This is a genomic window from Peribacillus sp. QJM3NY_7 (genome assembly GCF_056173225.1).
Genome location: NZ_CM149663.1, coordinates 2,440,305 through 2,460,992, shown reverse-complemented (window position 1 = coordinate 2,460,992; position 20,688 = coordinate 2,440,305). Strand labels below are relative to the sequence as shown.

At 40.9% G+C, this 20,688-nt stretch carries 17 protein-coding genes; 1 reads left to right on the top strand and 16 read right to left on the bottom strand.

The genetic code is table 11. From position 1 onward, the window contains the following. Positions 1 to 13 precede the first annotated feature (13 nt). The 6 genes from AC0VX1_RS11750 to AC0VX1_RS11725 all read right to left on the bottom strand — a co-directional run bounded on the left by AC0VX1_RS11750 (position 14) and on the right by AC0VX1_RS11725 (position 7,371). A complete protein-coding gene (locus AC0VX1_RS11750; RefSeq protein WP_475471343.1) occupies positions 14 to 1,027 on the bottom strand; it encodes a sugar kinase in 1,014 nt (337 codons plus the stop codon). Next, positions 1,020 to 1,775, bottom strand: coding sequence for a 2-dehydro-3-deoxy-phosphogluconate aldolase (dagF, locus tag AC0VX1_RS11745; RefSeq protein WP_187049327.1), 756 nt, complete (start codon positions 1,773 to 1,775; stop codon positions 1,020 to 1,022). Before dagF ends, AC0VX1_RS11750 begins: the two co-directional genes overlap by 8 nt. Then, positions 1,772 to 2,881: a DgaE family pyridoxal phosphate-dependent ammonia lyase gene (locus tag AC0VX1_RS11740; protein ID WP_098865547.1), complete on the bottom strand. Its 1,110-nt coding sequence runs from the start codon at positions 2,879 to 2,881 to the stop codon at positions 1,772 to 1,774. The genes dagF and AC0VX1_RS11740 overlap by 4 nt, the downstream gene beginning before the upstream one ends. Beyond that, a complete protein-coding gene (locus AC0VX1_RS11735) occupies positions 2,859 to 3,962 on the bottom strand; it encodes an amidohydrolase/deacetylase family metallohydrolase (RefSeq protein ID WP_475471341.1) in 1,104 nt (367 codons plus the stop codon). Before AC0VX1_RS11735 ends, AC0VX1_RS11740 begins: the two co-directional genes overlap by 23 nt. A 1,073-nt stretch (positions 3,963 to 5,035) precedes the next feature. Beyond that, positions 5,036 to 6,625: a long-chain-fatty-acid--CoA ligase gene (locus tag AC0VX1_RS11730; protein WP_475471339.1), complete on the bottom strand. Its 1,590-nt coding sequence runs from the start codon at positions 6,623 to 6,625 to the stop codon at positions 5,036 to 5,038. 299 nt (positions 6,626 to 6,924) lie between these two features. After that, on the bottom strand, positions 6,925 to 7,371 hold the full coding sequence (locus AC0VX1_RS11725) for a MarR family winged helix-turn-helix transcriptional regulator (RefSeq protein WP_098865543.1): 447 nt from the start codon (positions 7,369 to 7,371) through the stop codon (positions 6,925 to 6,927). Between the two features lie 121 nt (positions 7,372 to 7,492). Here AC0VX1_RS11725 and AC0VX1_RS11720 point away from each other — a divergent pair, with 121 nt between their 5' ends. Beyond that, positions 7,493 to 8,680 (top strand): MFS transporter, encoded by a 1,188-nt coding sequence (locus AC0VX1_RS11720; protein ID WP_475471337.1) that lies wholly within the window; start codon positions 7,493 to 7,495, stop codon positions 8,678 to 8,680. Between the two features lie 333 nt (positions 8,681 to 9,013). Here AC0VX1_RS11720 and AC0VX1_RS11715 read toward each other — a convergent pair whose 3' ends face one another. From AC0VX1_RS11715 to murQ, 10 genes are all read right to left on the bottom strand, one after another. Next, positions 9,014 to 9,160 carry a hypothetical protein gene (locus AC0VX1_RS11715; protein WP_413021061.1) on the bottom strand — a complete coding sequence of 49 codons (147 nt, stop codon included), beginning with the start codon at positions 9,158 to 9,160 and terminating at the stop codon, positions 9,014 to 9,016. Positions 9,161 to 9,487: 327 nt separating this feature from the next. After that, complete coding sequence (locus AC0VX1_RS11710; protein WP_413021060.1) at positions 9,488 to 10,531, bottom strand: oxidoreductase; 1,044 nt, start codon at positions 10,529 to 10,531, stop codon at positions 9,488 to 9,490. Positions 10,532 to 10,576: 45 nt separating this feature from the next. Continuing rightward, on the bottom strand, positions 10,577 to 11,005 hold the full coding sequence (locus AC0VX1_RS11705; protein ID WP_413021059.1) for a DUF1801 domain-containing protein: 429 nt from the start codon (positions 11,003 to 11,005) through the stop codon (positions 10,577 to 10,579). A gap of 368 nt (positions 11,006 to 11,373) precedes the next feature. Next, a complete protein-coding gene (nagE, locus tag AC0VX1_RS11700; protein ID WP_475471334.1) occupies positions 11,374 to 12,849 on the bottom strand; it encodes an N-acetylglucosamine-specific PTS transporter subunit IIBC in 1,476 nt (491 codons plus the stop codon). Between the two features lie 189 nt (positions 12,850 to 13,038). Next, positions 13,039 to 14,244, bottom strand: coding sequence for an exo-beta-N-acetylmuramidase NamZ family protein (locus AC0VX1_RS11695; protein ID WP_475471759.1), 1,206 nt, complete (start codon positions 14,242 to 14,244; stop codon positions 13,039 to 13,041). Between the two features lie 46 nt (positions 14,245 to 14,290). After that, entirely contained in the window at positions 14,291 to 16,231 is a 1,941-nt protein-coding gene (locus tag AC0VX1_RS11690) for a glycoside hydrolase family 3 protein (RefSeq protein WP_475471332.1), read from the bottom strand. Positions 16,232 to 16,433: 202 nt separating this feature from the next. Next, complete coding sequence (locus tag AC0VX1_RS11685; protein ID WP_475471330.1) at positions 16,434 to 17,444, bottom strand: MupG family TIM beta-alpha barrel fold protein; 1,011 nt, start codon at positions 17,442 to 17,444, stop codon at positions 16,434 to 16,436. After that, positions 17,441 to 18,811 carry a PTS transporter subunit EIIC gene (locus AC0VX1_RS11680; RefSeq protein ID WP_057277790.1) on the bottom strand — a complete coding sequence of 457 codons (1,371 nt, stop codon included), beginning with the start codon at positions 18,809 to 18,811 and terminating at the stop codon, positions 17,441 to 17,443. Before AC0VX1_RS11680 ends, AC0VX1_RS11685 begins: the two co-directional genes overlap by 4 nt. 32 nt (positions 18,812 to 18,843) lie before the next feature. Then, entirely contained in the window at positions 18,844 to 19,701 is an 858-nt protein-coding gene (locus AC0VX1_RS11675) for a MurR/RpiR family transcriptional regulator (protein ID WP_413021054.1), read from the bottom strand. A 10-nt stretch (positions 19,702 to 19,711) separates the two neighbouring features. Continuing rightward, positions 19,712 to 20,620, bottom strand: coding sequence for an N-acetylmuramic acid 6-phosphate etherase (murQ, locus tag AC0VX1_RS11670; RefSeq protein WP_475471329.1), 909 nt, complete (start codon positions 20,618 to 20,620; stop codon positions 19,712 to 19,714). Positions 20,621 to 20,688: the final 68 nt, after the last annotated feature.

Here is a 20,688-nt window from a genome sequence, read left to right as displayed (position 1 = left end):
CTAATCTCCTGCCTTATCTTTTAATATCTTCCATTTTACCTTCCATTGCCGAGAGTATCTCCTTTTCGGTTGCCAAAGGAGTATCTCCAACGACAGTACATGCCAGCATTCCTGATGCAGCAGCAAATCGTACTGTCTTTTCAGGGGAATATCCTAGCAATTCGCCATGTAAGATTCCGCTGGTGTAAGCATCGCCTGAACCTATTCTATCATATACGGAAAATGATAGGATATCGGAAAAGTAAAATGTTTCTTCTTTGTATATATACCCCCTCAACGTATGGCTATTATCACTGTTGATCGAACGGTGTGTCCCCGCTATCGATTGAATTTTGAATCGCTTGGCCACTTCAGGGATCAACTCAACAAGCTGTTCTTCACTTGTGGAACCTTCTGACTTCATTCCTAAAATATAAAGGGCGTCTTTTTCATTCATCAAAACGATATCAGCCAAAGAAAGCATTTCCTCATAATGAGGCTTTGCGTCAGCGTAACCACCCTCCCATAAGGAAGGTCGGTAATTGCAGTCGAAACAGACTGTACCGCCCTTTTCTTTGACTTTTCTAGCCAGCACCTTCATGCTTTCCCGTACATTTTCCGCCATTGCAAGCGTGATTCCGCAAAAATGGATGATATCCGTCTTTTCCGAAATCATATCCATATCATAATCGGATAAGGTGGCAGTATTAAAACTGCTTTCCAGTCGATTGGAATATGTGACACGGCTCGCCCGCTGTCCAAATCCATTTTCCAAAAAGTACATCCCCATGTATTTGCCGCCTCTAGAGATGTAGTTCCTGCCGATTCCTAAGCGCTGCAAAGCTGAAATTGCTGAATCACCAAGGGGGTTATCCGGTAACATTGTCACAAGATACCCATCATGTCCAAGTTTTGTCATCGCAGAAGCCACATTTACTCCCGTGCCTGAAAAGGAGTATTGCAGCGTGTTAGCCTGTGATAGCAATTCATGCCCTGGTACCTGCAAACGCATCATTACTTCCCCGAATGCCACAATCCTTTTAGGCATATTTTTCAACCAATTTTTTCGTCATGGCCAATAATTTCCGTACATCCTCCCCATTCGTTTTACCAGTCGCTTCATCAATGATAGAAGAATATACGTGGGGAATGACTTTAGGCACTTTTGCTTCTAATGCAATTTCTAATATGGTCTCGAAATTATTTAAGTCGATTCCACCTGTTGGTTCCAAAGCAAATCCCTCTTCACCACAAGCTTTTGCTACAGCACGATATTCATCTTCATGCTTCAGCCCTTTCATAGGGAAATATTTCAAAGCATTTCCTCCCATATCGCGAACGAGCGCAATGGCAGCTTTGATTGGCACAATGGCAGTTTCACTTGCGCCTGCACTTACTGGACCAGTGGAGATATTCACATAACCGACTTTCCCAGTTGGAGAAACAAGTGAATTTATCCAGCTATCCTTCTCGCCTAAATTGGCCCTCGTAGCACCAACAGCCGGAAAAACCTGGTTAATATGACTGCCTGGATAGTATTTTGCTATTTCTGCGACAACTGCAGCCTGTCTATTATCGCCTGCGCCCAAACCAATTGAAACGGCTTCATCAATGGCTTCCCCGTATTCTTTCATTGCTGTAACACCTGCTTCGACAGTTGGATAATCCTTTGAGAGTACACCAACCAATACATGTCCTTCAGCTGCTTCAAAGACTTCCACTGCATTTTCCACACTATTTGCAAGTACATTTAAGGCTACACGATCATCCAATAACCGTTTGTTTATGTTTGTCATCCTTGTTTTCCTCCTAATATGGTTCTTAATCGTGATTCAATGACATTTATATCATCACCTTGCAATGGACGCGGATCTATATCGAAAAAGCCTTGCCGTATCCCATAATCCCGTGTATAAATGGCGATATCCCCATTTTTGAGCTGCTCGTTCACTTCTTTCGCCGTCGTTTCCGTTATCAAAGGATTTATGGAAATACGTGCTCTATATATGGCACGTCCGGCTTCATCCTGAACTATCGTTACTTTTACGCCATCAATCGAGTCAAGTGATGTGAGAACTTGTAAACTAGCTTTTTCTTTTTCGCTATTATCCGTCTTGACAAAATACTCATCCAATGCCTGAAGCAGACCAAAGGTCGTTTCCTTTCCAACCTTCATGCTCCTTCCTATACAGTGCAATTGAACCTTTACCCATTCGATATATTTTTTTCTGCCAGCAACGATACCGGATGTGGGTCCTTCAATGGCTTTTGAACCACTATAAATCGCCAGGTCGGAGAATTGTATATATTTTTCCAAATCTTCTTCCGCTGCTGCATCGACAATCAGAGGGATATTATTCGTTTTGGCCACTTCCCATGCCTCTTCGACCGATATCATATTTTTCTGGACAGCATGATGCGATTTCACATATAAAATAGCGGAAGTATTTTCATTTATGGCCTCCGCAATATGTTCTGCTTTCCCTTCATTTGCATATCCAACTTCAACCAATTTTCCGCCGCCAAGATAAATCATGGTTTCAACCGGTGCACCATACTGAACGTTATGGCCTTTCAGCATGATGATTTCATTCTTTTGAATTCGATCTTGATGAAGCCTTTCGCTTTTCCTTCTGTTTCCTTCAGTAACGATTGCCGCTACTGAAAGCGCAATTCCGCTTGATGCTGAATTTACGACCACAGCTGCTTCAGAATGAAGCAAATTCGCTATATGCTGGCCTGACTTATCGACTAAATCAGAAATTTCAACATAATTTTGCCCACCTTTTTTCATCGCGTCCATCACTGTGTCAGTTGGGGCAGAGACTCCCAATATGCTCATTCTTCCGCTTGCATTGATGACTCTTTTCAAACCGTATTTAGCATTCAATGAATTCTCCATTTATAACCACTCCTTTTACAACAACTCTTTTTTCTGCCATCCTTTTTTCGCCTTCGGAATCCATTAAAAGGGTCGGCTCATTCTCGATCGAGAATAAAGTCAGGTTCGCAATATCCCCAGCTGAAACCCTTCCAAGCTCTGGTTTATTCAACCAGGCTGCTGCATTGACCGTAACCGCATCTATTACTTCCTTTAATGGATAACCGAGGTACAAAAATTTTGTAAGCACATTTGCCATATTAAAAACTGGCCCATTCTCTCTGTTTTTCCGATATATATCCGTACTGATCGTATTGAAGCCGATTCCCCGCTTTTTAGCCATTTCTGCAGTTTTAAAAGAAAAGCTTGCCGTTCCATGACCTACATCCAAATGTACACCACGTTCAATCGCCTTAATCAACTCAGGCAGCGGCTCTTCTCTTTCATCAAATAAATTATTCGCTTTACCATTTAGAAAATGAGTAATAATGTCCTTTTCCTCAAGTAATTGAAGGACTTCCTTAATACTAGGCGGCCCTGAACCGATATGAACCATTAATGGTAAACCCGTTTCAGCCGAGAACTTCCTAGCGATTTTTAATGGCTCGACACCATTTGGACCAACTACACTTTTACTTATTCTCGCTTTAAGTCCAACGACAAAATCCCCGTACTTGGAAATTGCCTTCATTAATTCCCCTTCGTCCAGCCATGAAATATCCGATAACTCATCAACCCTTTTCAATCCAATCCGCGAAATATTCAAAAAGGCGAAAACATTCGTTTTGGCATTTTCACAACTTCTAACCAGATCGGTTATCCTATCTGCCCCCGTGCTTCCCGCATCTATGACCGTTGTTACACCAGTTTTATATCCAATCTCATCAACCTCATCACCATAAGGATCGAATTCCGGGAAAGCATGTACATGCATATCAATCCAACCGCTCGAAACAAAAACTTTTTGATCATAATCTATTATCTTATCTCCTGTTGCAGTTCCGGGTCGTACAATTTCCTTAATCATCCCATTTTCCAGGATGATATCCGCTGCTTTGCCCTCTACCATTTTTACATTCTTCAGAACTAACGTATCTGTCATTTCCCTCATCCTTTTCGGTACATCCTATCGATTGAAAGTACTTTGTATACGGTTACACTGAATTGTATATGAATTCATTAATTTCTCTTTACAAAAATAGATTATCATATTTTGTCGTACTAATCAATATAACGTTATAATGTTTGATTTAAATTTACAGAATTTTTATAAGATCAAGGCTATTTTTTCTTTGTGCTTCTTAGTTTCTTCATATAATATAATCTCATTAGGTTTTTTAAAAATTTTTCATGCTACCCATGAAAAAAAGACGGGAAGAAAAACAATCTGTTTTTCTTCCCGCCTTTTTTTTACGAATTCACAAAATCCATTGATGGAAGTTTCTACTCTAATTATCCCGGAAATAATGCTTTTATTAAATAAACTTACTCTAAGTCAGAATAAAGACTAATGGGTTTAAAGGGTTTGAACGGTTCCTCCAAGACACTCGCTATAGAACCCCTTTTGTCTCCAAACTGAATAATTAGATCCTTTTTTCTTTTTATTCAACCATATAATTAATCCAATTACCGTATAAATAAAATTAATAGGTCTATGTTGTACATAGAAAATAAATTTCGATCAGCTATTATACCAATTTTCCAAAAAAATATTAGATATTGTTATGAAAATGAAGAAAAAATCCTTATTTTCAATACTAATAATCAGTTTATTAGTATTCTCACATGTCCCCAATACATTGGCGAAGAGAAAAATGAAACAATTCCTTCATCAACAGTCAACCCCATTGTTTAAGTCAAATTAATTAGTGATGATGTTATACAAATACAACCAACAGCAAGCATCATTGAAATGAGGCAAACCTATTGCTCATCAAAAGGGAACAACATGGTTAAGCATCATAAGTACTGTACATGTATTACACTAAGTCAAATCTTTCATTTAGAACCCTCGTTAATTAATCCATCCTGCTCCCAATATAACAGAGGAAATGTTGCTTTCCATAATATAAAAACCAAGAATGCTTATTTAAAAGCATTCTTGGTCTTGTTAATTTCCGTACTTCATTCGTTTTTCCTTTTCTTAATATATATATCCCGTTCCTATGAAAGCCGTTAATTTACCTTTTTCGATCCTTTCCAATGGATTTCCCTCAATCGGTATTTTTGTAGCTTACCTGTTGCCGTTTTCGGTAAAGACTCTACGAATTCAACTTTTGTCGGTGCTTTAAAGTGAGCCATTTTTGAGCGGCAAAAGGTAATGATCTCATTTTCCGTCACTTTTGCATTTGGCTGCAGCACAATGATTGCCTTAGGCGTTTCTCCCCATTTATCGTCTGGAATGGCAATGACCGCAGCCTCCAAAACATCTGGATGTTTATACAATACCCCTTCTACCTCTGTTGAAGAAATATTTTCCCCGCCGGAAATGATTAAATCCTTAGCCCTGTCCTGTATCTCAATATACCCATCAGGATAGGTAACTGCCAGATCCCCGGTATGAAACCAGCCATCCCTAATTGCTTCGGCCGTCTTTTCCGGATCTTTATAATATCCTTCCATTACAACATTGCCGCGAGTAATGATTTCCCCCAGTTCCTTTCCATCCCAAGCGACTTCTTTCCCTTCTTTATTGACTACCATCGTTTCCCCATTGAAAACCAATTCAATACCTTGTCTTGCCTTTATTATTGCTTGTTCGTCCGCCGATTTAGCTTCAAACTCATCCTTCCACTCGTTATATAGGATGAATGGGGAAGTTTCTGTTAATCCATATACGTGGATCATATTCAAACCAAGGATATCTTGTGCCTTTTGTATAAGCGCTGCTGCTGGAGGAGCACCTGCCGTTGCCATCCTTGGATGCACTTTGATATTTGTTTCTTTTGCTTTAGGGTCATTTACCAGCATATTGACGACAGTAGGCGCTCCACATAACAATGTAATATTATGACGGGCGAATAATTTGAGGATAAGAGGGGGATCGACTTTCCTTAAACAAACATGAGTCCCGCCAGTAGCCGTTACCGACCATACCCCTCCCCAGCCATTAGCGTGAAACATTGGCAATGTATGTAAGTATACATCGTCATGCTTCACCCTTAGGTGATAAATGAAATTAGCGGCGTTCATGTAATTCCCGCGATGAGTTAACATGACCCCTTTTGGTTTTGAAGTCGTTCCACTCGTGTAATTTATAGTCAAAAGTTGATTTTCTTCGATTTTAACCTCTGGCAGTCCATTATTATTTGCATGCAAAATGAAATTCTCATAATCTATTCCAGGTAAAGTGGTTTCATATCCTTCAACAGGCACGATGATGATCTTTTCCAAGGAAAGTTTAGTAATGATCTTTTCGATCGGAGCGGTGAATTCTTCATCGACTATCAACATTTTTGAATCGCTATGCTTGATGATATATTCCAAATCCTCTGCAGCAAGCCTGTAATTCAAAGGAACCATTACCGCTCCCATTTGACAAATGCCATAAAAACATTCCAACATATAATGCGTATTTGGCAACATAACTGCAATATGGTCACCTTTTTCAATTCCCGAAGAATACAAAGCTTTGGAAAGTTGATCTGTTCGCTGCCCGAATTCCTTATATGTAAACTTTTTCTCTTCATCGATGACTGCCACTTTATGAGGATAATATTTTACGGCCCTGCGTTTCCAATCAATTGGGGTTAATGGGAAAAACATTTTTACCATCTCCTTCTTTCCAGATTCACTATATACAGCACCCTGCTTGGTTCGTCATGATGGATCCTGAGAAAAAAACTTCGTATCCTTTTAATACATATTCATTTTCCAGCCGTCATATCTTCTTTAATGGATTTCCATTTAAAGATTTTTGAATGACCTATCCGCTTTGAAATGAAAACTCCAAATATTTTTTAATTATTCTGATAATTAATCTCCTAAAAACAGTGAAATTCACTGCTTTAATAATATAGTGCTTCTTCTTTCTATTATAATGGAAACCATACACGTCAGGAAGATTATATTTTATTATCTATGCATGCCGACAGATGTTCGGTAAGTTTCCCAACGATTTGTTTGAGTCGTTCCGTTTCCTCTTCATTCAGGACGCTATAAAAGTCACGAAAGGTTTTGGTAAAACACTTATTGATGGAATGATAGGTATTCCTTCCACTTTCGGTGGATTGGATAAAAACGACCCGCCGATCATCCTCACTGTGTACCCTCTCAATCAACTTCTTCCGTTCAAGCCGATCAATTAGTGCAGTTCCTGCTGCAGGTTTAATTTTCAAATGATTCGAAACATCTTTAACCGCTATGGATTCATTCAAGACTATTAATTGCAATGCGCGATACTGTACAGAAGTTAAATCATATTTAACCAATAACGGTTCCACCAATTCCTGTGATAGGCTGCTTAGTTCCCTGATCTCTAGATGTAAATTATACAATTCACTTGAATGCATGTTTGACAATCCTTTCTTATTGACACTATCTATCTAAAACTATAACATAATTAACGTATCAAAAAATTAACCATGCGAATTAAATTGGTTATTGATTTTTAAAGAGAGAGAGAGGCTGTCCATGTCAGCAGAACAACGCAAAAAGATCATTATCCTCATGATCAATATGTTTATAGCAATAGGAAGTTTCGGGATCATCATCCCCATTTTACCAGCATACCTGGCCTCCATTAATCAAGGCGGAACCGCCGCTGGCCTAATGATTGCCATTTTCGCAGGTGCACAACTTATCTTTTCGCCAATTGCCGGAAAATGGACTGACCAATTCGGGCGCAGAAAAATGATTATTTATGGATTGGTCGGTTTGACATTATCCATGTTCATTTTTTATGCAGTCAATTCCATTTGGTTATTATATGCTTCACGGATCATTGGCGGAATCGGAGCAGCTTTGCTTATACCCGCAATTTTTGCTTATGTTGCCGATATCACCACATTTGATCAACGCGCTAAAGGCAATAGTTTAGTATCTGCCGCCATGTCCCTGGGAATTGTAGTCGGTCCAGGAATTGGAGGTTTTTTAGCTGACTTTGGCTTGAAGTTTCCCTTTTTGATTTCTGCGCTTGTATCCCTATCAGCAGTCGTATTTTCAATTTTTGTTTTAAAAGAAAGTGAAACGGAACAGGTTACTCAATCCATGGATGCAAAAACTGAAACGATGCTCCGGAAGATCACTTTATCCGTGAAAAAGCCTTATTTCATCCCACTCATCATTACGCTTGTAATGAGCTTTGGCTTAATGGCGTATGAATCTGTAATTGGTCTTTATCTTGATAATCAATTCAATTCGACTCCTAAGGACATCGCCGTCATGGTTACAGCCACCGGTATCGTCAGTGTAATAGTTCAATTGTTTGTCGTCGATCGGATCGTACAGCGTTTCGGGGAAGTGAATGTGCTGAATATCTTTATCAGTGTTGCAGCCATCGGTTTCCTCCTTTCACTTTTTGCATCAAATTACCTGATTTTCTTTTTGATTTCACTTATCATCTTCCTTTCCACTTCCATCTTACGTCCAGTTCTTAACACACTGATTTCCAAGATGGCAGGGAATGAGCAAGGTTTTGCAATGGGTATGAATAATGCGTATATGAGCATCGGAAATGTGCTTGGACCAACACTTGCGGGAATGATGTATGATGTCCACATTACCTATCCGTTCATGTTGGGTCTTATCCTCTTATTCATTACTCTAATGATTACTATGGCTTGGCAAAAGCGATCTCTTCATGCAAAGGTTTTATCTTAAAGCTTAATTGGCATTTCAAAATTTATTCCTTAACGAAACCCCCCGAGTAGCATCCGCTATCCGGGGGTTTTCATTATGATTTTTTTATCCATTCTTCTTTTAATTGAAATCCTCCAAAACAGTTTAATAACGAGTAACACTTCAATCTCTTGAGAACTAGCCCCAATTTCATACGGAAACTTCTCATATTTTTGCGTAACACTCTAATTCACGAGTATTTGCTTCAAACTCACGAGTAAATGCGTCAATTTCACGAGTAAATGGCTCTAATTCACGAGTAACGCTTCCAACTCTCGAATATTCGCTCCTATTTCATGCAGACCTAGCTCCAAATCATGCGTAATATTTGAATTCACGAGTATTTGCTCCAAATTCACGAGTAAATGCGTCAATTTCACGAGTAACGTCCCCAACTCTCGGATACTCTGCTCCATTTTCTTGCAGAAACTGCTCAAAATCTTCCGTAACACTCGAATTCACGTGTATTTGCTCCATCCTTTACTAAAGTTGAAGCTTTTATTTCACCAAAATAAAAAAGTTGATTGAAGCGGAAGGTACGAGACTCCTGCGGGAAAAACGCGTTCAGGGGAGACCCCGCAGGCGAAAGCCGAGGAGGTTCCCGGACCGCCCGCGGAAAGCGAATGCCCTACGTTCCAATCAACGTCCAAATTGTACAAGCCATAAAAAAATGTAGACAAGCTCTACTTTCATCGAGTTTGTCTACATTCTGAAGCGACCATATTTTTAGAATAAGGCCGCTTATCATTCAGTTTTCTCATTTCATATTGTTATAAAGGGAAATTAATTTCATTTAATATAAATGGCTTTCTTTCCGTTACTGCTTTCAAAAGCCGCATCAATGATTTTAATGACCGCTAACCCCTCTTGGGCAGTGACTGGAGCTTTTTTCCCGCTCAATATACTATCGGCAACTGCCTGGTAATACGTTAAATAAGAACCATGCAGTGTTTCAATGGTTTCATGTATCTCATTTTCTCCTTCAACCGTAACCAGCTTACCATAGAATTCGGGATCATCTGCACCCCAAGAGTCATCGACTGGTTTTTTCCCCTCACTTAAGTCAGCCTCTTGGCAATCAAGACCGTATTTGATAAATGATCCTTTACTTCCATGCACCTGATACCGCGGTCCATTATACGGAACGATTGAGCCTGAATGCAAGATAACCCTCAGCTTTTCATATCCTAATATCACATGGAAATAATCATCCGTTTCTGCATTTTCTTTTTGGGAAAATACATCTGCCGAAACGAATTGCGGCAATCCAAACAAATGAAGAGCTTGATCGATGAGATGTGATCCTAGATCATAAAGCATGCCTGATCCCGGGCCCGGTTTTTCCCTCCATCTATCCCTAACCACAGGCCGGTATCGATCATAATGGACTTGGTATGTATTGATTTCCCCAAGCACTCCATCATCTATAAGTTTTTTCACAGTCAAAAAGTCATTATCCCATCTCCGGTTATGATAGACACTTAAAACAAGATTCTTTTCCTCGGCAATCTTGAGGAGCTCCTCCGCCTCCCAAGCTTCCACAACCATCGGCTTTTCGAGAATGACATGCTTCCCGGCTAACAAGCTTTGCTTGGCCATTTCATAATGCAAACCACTCGGTGTCGTAATAACAGCCAAATCAATGGACGGGTCTTCAAGAATTTCCTCTAAGCTGCCTACCACTTCCACATCTTTCAAATCTTTTTGGACTTTTTCCTTATTGGAGCTCACAACTTTCACTATTTGAAACTGCTCTAAAACACTAAGTAATGGCGCGTGGAAAGTAGCTCCTGACAATCCGTACCCAACTATGCCCACTTTAATTTTTCTCATTTTCAATCCCACTCGCTTTCTTATTCCTCTTAAACAAACATTTTATTATATTTCATTGTCCGGGTATGTATCTCTCAAAAACTTGACAGATTGATTAATCAATTCTTTCAATACATTAATATTGATATCTGCCACTTTATTGATGTACACACACGCTTTTCCGGCAGTGTGTTTTCCAAATACCTGTAACAATTCTTCTCTTTTTTTGTCCCCTGGAGCAAAGTATAAACTGATTTTTGCTTTTCGAGGTGAAAATCCTACCAGTGGGGCATCGCCTTCGTGACCGGATTCATATTTATAATGATAGGTTCCGAACCCAATTATGCTAGGTCCCCACATCTTTGCCTCATAACCTGTCGTTTCGGTAAAAACATTCAACAATTCGTAGGCATCTTCACGTTTTTTCGGATTATCGACGTTTTCGATGAACTCAATGACACTACTGTCCGTCTCATTGGTTTTTTGTTTATACATGACCGGAACCTCCCTTATATTAAAAGGCAGAAAAAATTCATAAGATATCGCTTGCTCAGTATCTTAATACCCTATACAATCGTGTTTTTAGGTTGTTATGTATGTATACAGCCTTCATCACCGATGTATCAATGATTGGCGGACGAGCTCCTTTACTATTTCTCTATGCTTCATGGCAAATCCTTCATTCAATACCCTAATATATTATAGAACATTGATTCGTTTTATTCTATTTTAAGAGCAAGTTTATTAAGTACATCTTTCGCGCTTTAAAAATCAGTACTTTACCATAATAATCTCTACGATCAGAAATTATTATTCTGATCGTAGATTTTTTTATTAAAAGGCAAACTGCAGTTTTACCAAATCTATTGCCGCCTGATCTTTTCTATTTCATCAGCTATGAAATGCACCTGTGTCCCTACGATGACTTGAATGCTTTGGGGACCCACAATATTGATTCCGGCAACCCCTGCTGATTTGATTTTATTCTGATCGACAGCTCCCATATTTTCCACTTCCACCCTTAATCGGGTAACACAATTATCTACAGATGTTACGTTAGCGTCTCCGCCTAATCCCTCATATATAGCGGAAGCCATTCCAAAGAATTTACTCTCATTATTCCCGCCTTGACCGCTGTCTGCTTCCGCAATCGCTCCTCCGCCATCAAGCTCATCTTCTGTATCATCTTCTCTGCCGGGAGTCATTAAATTGAACCTAGTTATCAAGAATCGGAATAAGAAATAGTAGATGACTGCAAAAGCCAGTCCTTGAAGAAGCAGCATATAAGGTTCATTTGCCATTGGCAATCTTGAGCTTAAAACAAAGTCAATGAATCCTGCACTAAAACCGAACCCTGCTGTCCATTGGAAAGTCGCAGCAATAGCCAACGATATTCCTGTTAATAAGGCATGCACAACGAATAGGGCTGGTGCAACAAACATGAATGCAAATTCCAAAGGTTCAGTAACGCCTGTGAAAAATGAAGCGAAGCCGGCTGCGAGCATTAATGAGGCCACTTGTTTTTTCTTCCGTGATTTTGCCGAATGGTACATGGCAAGAGCAGCTGCCGGTAAACCGAACATCATGACGGGAAAGAAGCCGGCTTGATACATGCCTGTGGTTCCTTTTATTCCCGTTCCAGCCCAGAATTTACCGATATCGTTAAGACCGATTACATCGAACCAGAATACGGAGTTTAACGCATGATGTAAACCAGTTGGTATCAAAAGCCGATTGAAGAACCCATAGAGTCCTGCTCCAGCGGCACCTAATTCACTTATTCCTTCCCCAAATATAACTAACCAGGAGTAGATGAGTGGCCATACGAAGAATAATATTAGGGAAACCAGTAACATGGCAACCGCAGTAAGGATCGGAACAAGGCGTTTACCGCTAAAGAAAGCGAATGCATCCGGCAGTTCTACCTTACTGAACCGATTAAACATAGTTGCCGCTATAAGACCCGAGAGGATTCCGACAAATGCATTTTCTATTTTCAGAAACGCTGGATTTACATCTTTTACATCGATTCCTTGCAGCATCGCCACCGAGTCCGTGGAAAGCAATGTCGTTACGACTAGATAGGCTACCAGCCCGCTCAAAGCGGCAGCTCCATCTTTTCCTTTCGACATCCCCAACGCCACTCCAACGGCAAACAAGATAGCCATATTGTCAATGATCGAAGAACCTGCTTTGATTAAGAAAGCTGCTAACGGACTTCCCGCTCCCCATCCTGCTGGATCTATCCAGTAACCGATCCCCATTAAAATGGCGGCTGCCGGCAATACGGCTACTGGCAGCATCAAGGAACGCCCTATTTTTTGAAGATATTTTTTCATTCCGCTTTCCTCCTGACAATTTCTGATTTAGGGCAAACCCCATATTCTATTAGACAACGGTTCCTTCCATTTTAGAACTTCATTTCATTTATAAATTTGACTATATTCAGGAATAAAGTCTTAGCGATTTACTCCTCCTTCGAAAGCCCATAAAAAAGAAAAGTCCAACCCGGACTTTTCTTTTTTCACTTATTTATAGAGCAAGTAATTTTTGCGAACCTTTTTAAAGGCATCCTGCTTTACTTGATATTCTTTCAAGATTTCATTTACTGTTGAACCTTCTTTAATTCTAGACATTATCCATCCATTGCCAATCAATAAATTGAAATTGTTGGCTGCAAGGAATTCGAAATCACCGGGATATAGATCCTGAATGGTCTTGATGATGTGAAGTCCAGTAGGGACAGCCTTGAACTGTTCTCTATCCGTTATATAAATTTCCACTCCGTGGCTAAGTTTACCTGCATGTTTTGAAAATGTAGGTGTAAAGGACGCTGCCCTAAATTTTACACCGGGTAACCTTAATGCATTTAATTTCCCAGCAAGCTCATCACCGTTTATATAAGGAGCACCTATCAACTCGAATGGTTTGGTCGTTCCTCTGCCTTCCGAGACATTCGTTCCCTCGATCAAGCCTGTAGCCGGATATACGAAAGTAGTGGAAACTGTCGGCATATTCGGTGACGGCAAGACAAAAGGGAGACCAGTATCGTCATAATCCATATCTCGCTTCCAGCCTTTCATCTTGATGACCTTGAGATCTGCTCCAATTTTAAATTCCTTATTGAACAAAGTCGCGAGTTCCCCAACCGTCATCCCATGCTTAAGCGGGAGTGGATACAACCCAACAAACGATGAGAATTCAGGTTCAAGGACCGGCCCATCTACCGACTCTCCGCCTTGTGGGTTCGGCCGGTCCAGCACGATAAAGGGGATATCATTTTCTTTGGCTGCTTCCATTGCATAAGCCATCGTGTAGATATAAGTGTAATAGCGTGTTCCGACATCCTGGATATCAAAAACAAGGACCTCAACATCCTTTAACATTTCAGGTGTCGGTTTTTTCGTTTTACCATATAAACTATAAACGGGCAATCCTGTTTTTTCATCAATATAATATTCAACGCTTGCACCAGCTTGCGCATCTCCACGCACTCCATGTTCAGGACCAAATAAAGCCGTTAAATGAATATCCGGATCATCATGAAGGAGATCGACGATGCTGGTTAATTTAGAGTCGATGCCAGTTGGATTCGTAATCAAGCCGACTTTCTTTCCGCTTAAAACGTTCTTTTCTTCTTTTAAAAGAACTTCAATACCAGGACTGACCTTTTGTTTTTTCTTCTCTTTAACAGCAGTTACACTTTTTGAGGAAACGATACCGAAACAAAGCATGCAAATGGCAAATAGGATTATCATTCTTTTCAAATTGCTTCTCTCCTTATTTTTTAATGGGTCTTCCAGATTTAATATCTAATCCATATCCATATTTATAAAGGCTTTCAGAGGGCCTAGTTACTGAAGGTATATCGACCGGCAACGTGCCTTTTGGTCTTGATTCTCCAAAAATGGTCGAGATGCCTGCCGGGATATTCGGCTGTCTATAACGCCCATTCGAATACCCTTTAAACCCGTAAACAGCAAGAATCGCCTTCGCTTCTTCAAAGTTTGCAACATCATAAGGGTTTCTTAAACTCATTAAAACAAATTCTTTGTCTTTTTTCTTGGCATGATTCATGACCGCTCTAGGGAAGGCTGTTGCCCACTTCGACGAATCTTGAATGCTGTCATCTATCACTCCATCATTGACAGCCGGATCGTTTTTGACAATATAGGAACCAGTTATGACAAAATCCGATTCATCAATGAGTCTGGCCACTTGATCTGTAAATGACTTTCCTGAAAAACTCATACCCGTTATTTGGACTTTCTTTATTTTCTTTTTATTAGCTAATTCGCTGATGCTCCTGGACATGGATTCAACTTGGTCATCAAAAGGAGCAAGAATTAAAACTTTATCATTTTTCTTAGGTTTGAAAGGCAATGTTTTGTGTTCATTTTTCAATAGAGTGATGGCATCTTCCGCCATTTCCCTTTCTTTTTTCAAATGATCTTCGTTACCGACCACTTGAAGCGCGGTTTCGATTTTTTTATCTATCGGAGTATCTTCCGGGTTTAATATCCCTCTTTTCACTTTTAGTTCAAGTATCCTCGTTACAGATTGATTGACTTGATTTAGAGGAATTTCCCCGCTTGCCACTGCTACCTTCACTGCATTGAATACAGAGGTTAGATTCTTTTCCATTTGAAGCGAATTAACCTGTGCCGGCATCAAAGCAATATCAACACCAGATTTCAGGGCAAGGACCATAGCTTCTTCCTGTCCGAAGTTGTCCGCGATGGCTTTCATATTCAAAGCATCTGTAACCACAACACCGTCAAATCCCATTTCTTCACGTAATAGACCCGTGATGACCTTTTGTGATAGCGTTGCAGGAACCATAATTTCTTGACCGTCTTTTTTACTGATATAGGTAGTGTCATCGAATGCAGGAAATTGAACATGTGCAGTCATCATCATATCAACTCCAGCATCGATGGCTCTTTGGAAAGGAAGCAGCTCGATGGAGCGCAAACGCTCTTTATCATGAGAAACAAGGGGAAGACCATAATGACTGTCGACTGCTGTATCTCCATGGCCAGGGAAATGCTTGGTCGTCGCTATCATGTTCTGATTTTGCAATCCTTTTATCATCTGAATGCCAAGCTTTGATACAAGTTCCGGATCGGAACTGAAGGATCGAACGCCAATAACAGGATTTCCGGGATTATTATTGACATCGACAGACGGTCCGAAATTGACATTTATGCCAAGTGACGACAGTTCCTTGCCAATAATTTCTCCGGATTGATATGCGTAACTCTCTTGTCTGGCTGCACCAAGTGCCATATTACCAGGAAGGTTCGTTCCAGTTTGAAGGCGAGTTACGATTCCTCCTTCCTGATCAATCGTTATGAACAGCGGAAGGTCCGGGCTTGCCATCTGTAAACCATCGGTGAGCCGAACCGTTTGTTCGGTATCGACTACATTCTCAGCAAACAGAATCACACCGCCCAGATGATATTTTTCGATGATGCTTGCAACTTCCGAGTTCATTTCAATAAACCCGGTCGCCTTTGTTTCTCCTTGTTTTTGCCAATTACGAAAATCCGGCATGAGCATTTGACCGACTTTTTCATCGATTGTCATGTTTTCTACGATTTCCTGTATATCTGAAACCGTTTTTTCATTCTCGTATCCCTTTGCCGTCGCATTCCCTCCCATAATGGACAAAACCAAACATAATGCGATTCCAGCTGGGGCACATATCCTTTTTATCATTCAGGCTTCCTCCCTTGTATTCTTTTTAGTTCTGTTAGCAACAATTCCAAAACACTGCCGTGAAGGGGTAAAAATGAATGGAAATGAACTATATAGATCCTATAAAGAAATCAAGGCAGCATCGGGAATCCCAGCAGCCGCCTCTTTGAAAAGCCTTCATGAAAAGTATCCATTTATCCCTGGATTCTTTGAGCCCAATTGTTTACTCAATTATAAGTTTTATTGTTTGACCAGGCTTTAGAAGGGACAGCAAGGGAATATCTTCTTCTATAACTCTTCCTATAATGTTGACTCGGTGGTCTGCCCCTAGCTCTCTTTTGCAAATCTGAACCTCTCCCCGATACCTTCCAAAAGCATCATTGTCCATCGTTATGGATCCAAGGCTTCGTGCAGCTGTATTACTCGGCTCAACATTTGCGGTGACCCGGGTATTCTGCAGCCGGAAAACATCTTGAGAAACATCTGGCCTCAATTTATACTGACCGCTTTGCAAAAGTCGGGATTCCATTCTAATAGTTAGAATGTTCAGGTTTTTATATGCAGTTAGATTCTCAAGCAAATTACCCTCCGTTCCCTGATCTCCAACGTAAACTCCTTCCACATGCTGGATTAGCTCAATTCCGGCGGCGTAAGGATTCATCAACCTGTGTTTTTCAAGCGTTGGAAGACCCTCATGAAGAGGACCGCGTTTACTTCCTGCACCCGGGATGAAAGCAAAGATCGGTATGCCGTATTTCTTGAACATTCTATTTTGTTCATGAAAGAACTCTTCTTCAAGGCCCGTTTCAGGCCTTGGATAAAAGTTGTGCCAAGCTATCAGACTTTCCGGTTCCACTCCGCCCCCAAGCACGGCTAAAAGTTCATCTTCATTCAACGTACTTGCATTTAGTGAGAGTGAAAACACCTTAGATAAAGATATGACCGTTTCTTTATCGAACCCATCATCAAGGCGAATCCCTTTAATACCTAATGGCCATAAATCCGTAAATTTGTTAATCCCCAAATGATCAAGTGTATTTAATGAGACATCTGCATGGATTTCCATTCCATAGTCCTCTGCAAGCTTTAAAAGCCTGATCATCCTCTTCACGAGGTCCCCCTTTTCTTCAGGAATATGGAGCGAGGTAAATGCTCTCTTCACTCCCAGATTAGCAGCATGTATAATTTGTGTTACTGCAAGCGGGTCCTGTAGATAAAAAGAAATTCCGATCACTTAAATTCAACCGCCATTTCATCTTTAAATCCGAACAGATACGTAAAAATAAACCCTGCTATATAGGAAATGAACAACCCAGCAAGGAACAGGGCGATTTGGTTTGGATGAACTAGAAAGGTAAGCGGCAGTCCGGACACACCGATGGAAGACGTGGCGATCCCGAATTGAGCTTGGAATGCTCCGCCTACTCCTGCACCTAAACATGCAGTTAAGAAGGGCCGGCCCAATGGCAGGGTCACTCCAAATATAAGGGGTTCACCAATACCTAGCATTCCTGAAGGAAGGCCTCCTCCGATAGCCCTCTTCAAACTTGCTTTCTTCGTTTTCATATAGATGGCAAATGCCGCTCCCACTTGGCCCGCGCCACCCATCGCCAAAATGGGAAGCAGTGGATCATCACCAATCGAATTTATCAATTCTAGATGGACTGGCGTTAAACCTTGATGTAAACCAGTAATGACGAGAGGGAGGAAGGCCGCCCCAAGCACGAATCCAGCTACAACACCGCCGAAATCCAATACATTCAATAACCCATTCGTAATGGCATCCGATAAAAACCCTCCTACCGGCATAAATACAATGTAAGTGACAATCCCGGTAATGAGTAAAGCGATGGTTGGCGTCAAAATGATATCCAGTGATTGAGGAATGAATTTCCTGACCTGTTTTTCCACCAAGGCTATGAAAATAGCTGCAAAGAGTACTCCGATCAACCCACCGCGGCCAGGGAGCAAATTTTCACCGAACAATGAAATGTCGCCGACGGCCGGATTTATGACCAAGATACCAGCAAGGGCACCAAGTGCAGGTGATCCGCCGTATTCTTTTGCAGCATTGGTCCCAACCAAAATCCCCAAGTAGGCAAACAGACCGGATCCGATAACGGTTAAAATGATGGCTAATTGTGATTCTGCTGCGAGCCAGCCCGCTTGAACGATTGCCTTTGTAATACCGGTAATCAAACCTGATGCCACTAAGGCGGGAATTAAAGGGATGAAAATACTTGCAATCCTGCGTAAAAAAAGTCTAAACGGTTTTGCGTTTTTCCTATCAATCTCTGATTTATTCTTCGAGGCCACTTCTTTTAAGTTCAAATCTCCAGAAGCTTCCCCCAGAAGCTTTTCAAATTCTGTATGAACCTTGTTCACCACGCCTGGCCCGAGAACGATTTGTATCGTTTCCTCTTCAATGACGCCAAAAACGCCTTCCGTATTTTTTATATCTTCCATTTTTACTTTCGAACGATCGATTGGCAATACCCTCAGTCTCGTCATACAATGTGCAGCATCGGCAACATTAGATGCCCCACCTAATTTCCCCAATAACTCTTCTGCTAAACTGGCGTACTTATCCCCCTTACCCATTCATAAGCCCCCTTTTTCAAATCTCGGATTAATCATTTATATCGATCTGTCATCGATTTAATGGCAGACCTTGTGTTATCAATATATTGGACAGTTTCTTCATACTGCTCTGAAGCCATCCCCAAAAACAAAATGTCAATCATATATAATTGCGCCAATCGTGAGGATGTTGCTGCACTTCGAAATGGTGCTTCATTCGAATAGGATGTAAACAATGTGGCATCACATAAAGAAGATACCGTTGTTTGGCCATAATGGGTCAGCCCGATTGTCTTGACCCCACGTTCCTTTGCCAGCTTCAATATATTGACAACTTCAGGTGTTTCCCCAGAGAATGAAATGGCAAAAACGATGTCATTCTCATCAGCATTTGCAATCAGGGTTGCAACTAGATGCATATCTGTAAAAGCCGTTGCTCCTTTATTGATGCGAAGTAATTTTTGCTGAGCATCCGCAGCAACTATATTCGAAGCACCCACACCGCAAAAGTGGACGGTTTTTGCATTCAGCATCAGCGTCATGGCATGTTTTAGATTATCATGATCAATTATTTCAGATGTGTCCCGGATGGTCTGAATCGAATTACTCGTTGTTTTCTCCACAATCCGGTACAGTGATTCGGAAGGCTCGATATCCCGGTAGCCCTGTTCAACCCTCTTCATCAAATCTCCAGCAATCCTTATTTTCAGATCTTGAAATCCTTTTATTCCAAGCGATTTACACAACCTAATAACAGCAGCCCCGCTTGTTTGGGCAGAGGTACTTAATTCCTGTACAGTGCTGTTCACAACTTCATGAGGATTCTGCAGAATATATTCCGCTAGTTTTTGTTCGGATTGCGGCAGCTTGCTCAACATCGTCTGTATGATGGATAATCCTCCTGTAGCCATTGCTTCCCTCCTAATCTTCATAGATCGAGATGGCTTTTCTGACATCTCCATCCGCTTTTTCCAGTAGCTCCATAGCTTTTTCATAATCTGTTGCCGTTTTTATCATGACAATCGCTGGCTTAACTTGATTATTTGCCTTTTCAAGCGTATTCAAAGCTTGATCATAATCAGCATTCGTTACTGTTTCTATGATGTTTACTGCACGATCCTTCAGTTTTTGATTACTGACATTTACATCGACCATCAGATTTTCATAGACTTTGCCCAATCGGATCATTGTTGCCGTTGAAATCATATTGAGTACCATTTTATGTGCGGTTGCCGCTTTCATTCTCGTGGATCCTGTTAACACTTCCGGCCCGACCACCACTTCAATCCCTATATCAGCTTCTTTCGTGATGCTCGCGTTATTATTGCATGATAAAGCGACCGCTTTAGCCCCGACCTTTCTTGCATAACGCAAAGCACCCTTCACATAAGGAGTGCGCCCGCTTGCCGCAATGCCAATAACCGTATCATTTGCTGTAAGCGCCACGTCAATCAGGTCACTTTCCCCAAACTCTTCTTTATCCTCTGCACCTTCAACAGCCCGAACAAATGCCTTTTCCCCTCCTGCGATTATTCCCAGCACACTATCAGGCGGAGTGCTGAAAGTCGGGGGACATTCCACAGCATCCAGCACTCCGAGCCTTCCGCTCGTTCCCGCTCCGATGTATATGAGTCTCCCTCCTTTTTTTAACGATTCGCAAGCCCATGCAACTGCCGTTTCAATCTCTGGCAATACCTCCTGAACTGCTGCTGCCACTTTAAAATCTTCTTTATTGATTGCAGAAATGATGTCCATTGTAGTAACACTGTCGATATTCATCGTCTTTTCGTTCCGTAATTCAGTCGTTAATGAACGCAAATGTTCTTCCATAGACTATTAAATCCTCCTATAAACAATCACTTAAATATAATTTCATTTTTTAATATAAAATAATGAAA

Bases quoted from the DNA above. Each gene is read 5' to 3' on its own strand.
- AC0VX1_RS11750 (WP_475471343.1), bottom strand. From the start codon at position 1,027: ATGCCTAAAAGGATTGTGGCATTCGGGGAAGTAATGATGCGTTTGCAG.
- dagF (WP_187049327.1), bottom strand. From the start codon at position 1,775: ATGACAAACATAAACAAACGGTTATTGGATGATCGTGTAGCCTTAAAT.
- AC0VX1_RS11740 (WP_098865547.1), bottom strand. From the start codon at position 2,881: ATGGAGAATTCATTGAATGCTAAATACGGTTTGAAAAGAGTCATCAAT.
- AC0VX1_RS11735 (WP_475471341.1), bottom strand. From the start codon at position 3,962: ATGACAGATACGTTAGTTCTGAAGAATGTAAAAATGGTAGAGGGCAAA.
- AC0VX1_RS11730 (WP_475471339.1), bottom strand. From the start codon at position 6,625: ATGTTTTTCCCATTAACCCCAATTGATTGGAAACGCAGGGCCGTAAAA.
- AC0VX1_RS11725 (WP_098865543.1), bottom strand. From the start codon at position 7,371: ATGCATTCAAGTGAATTGTATAATTTACATCTAGAGATCAGGGAACTA.
- AC0VX1_RS11720 (WP_475471337.1), top strand. From the start codon at position 7,493: ATGTCAGCAGAACAACGCAAAAAGATCATTATCCTCATGATCAATATG.
- AC0VX1_RS11710 (WP_413021060.1), bottom strand. From the start codon at position 10,531: ATGAGAAAAATTAAAGTGGGCATAGTTGGGTACGGATTGTCAGGAGCT.
- AC0VX1_RS11705 (WP_413021059.1), bottom strand. From the start codon at position 11,005: ATGTATAAACAAAAAACCAATGAGACGGACAGTAGTGTCATTGAGTTC.
- nagE (WP_475471334.1), bottom strand. From the start codon at position 12,849: ATGAAAAAATATCTTCAAAAAATAGGGCGTTCCTTGATGCTGCCAGTA.
- AC0VX1_RS11695 (WP_475471759.1), bottom strand. From the start codon at position 14,244: ATGCTTTGTTTCGGTATCGTTTCCTCAAAAAGTGTAACTGCTGTTAAA.
- AC0VX1_RS11690 (WP_475471332.1), bottom strand. From the start codon at position 16,231: ATGATAAAAAGGATATGTGCCCCAGCTGGAATCGCATTATGTTTGGTT.
- AC0VX1_RS11680 (WP_057277790.1), bottom strand. From the start codon at position 18,811: ATGGGTAAGGGGGATAAGTACGCCAGTTTAGCAGAAGAGTTATTGGGG.
- AC0VX1_RS11675 (WP_413021054.1), bottom strand. From the start codon at position 19,701: ATGGCTACAGGAGGATTATCCATCATACAGACGATGTTGAGCAAGCTG.
- murQ (WP_475471329.1), bottom strand. From the start codon at position 20,620: ATGGAAGAACATTTGCGTTCATTAACGACTGAATTACGGAACGAAAAG.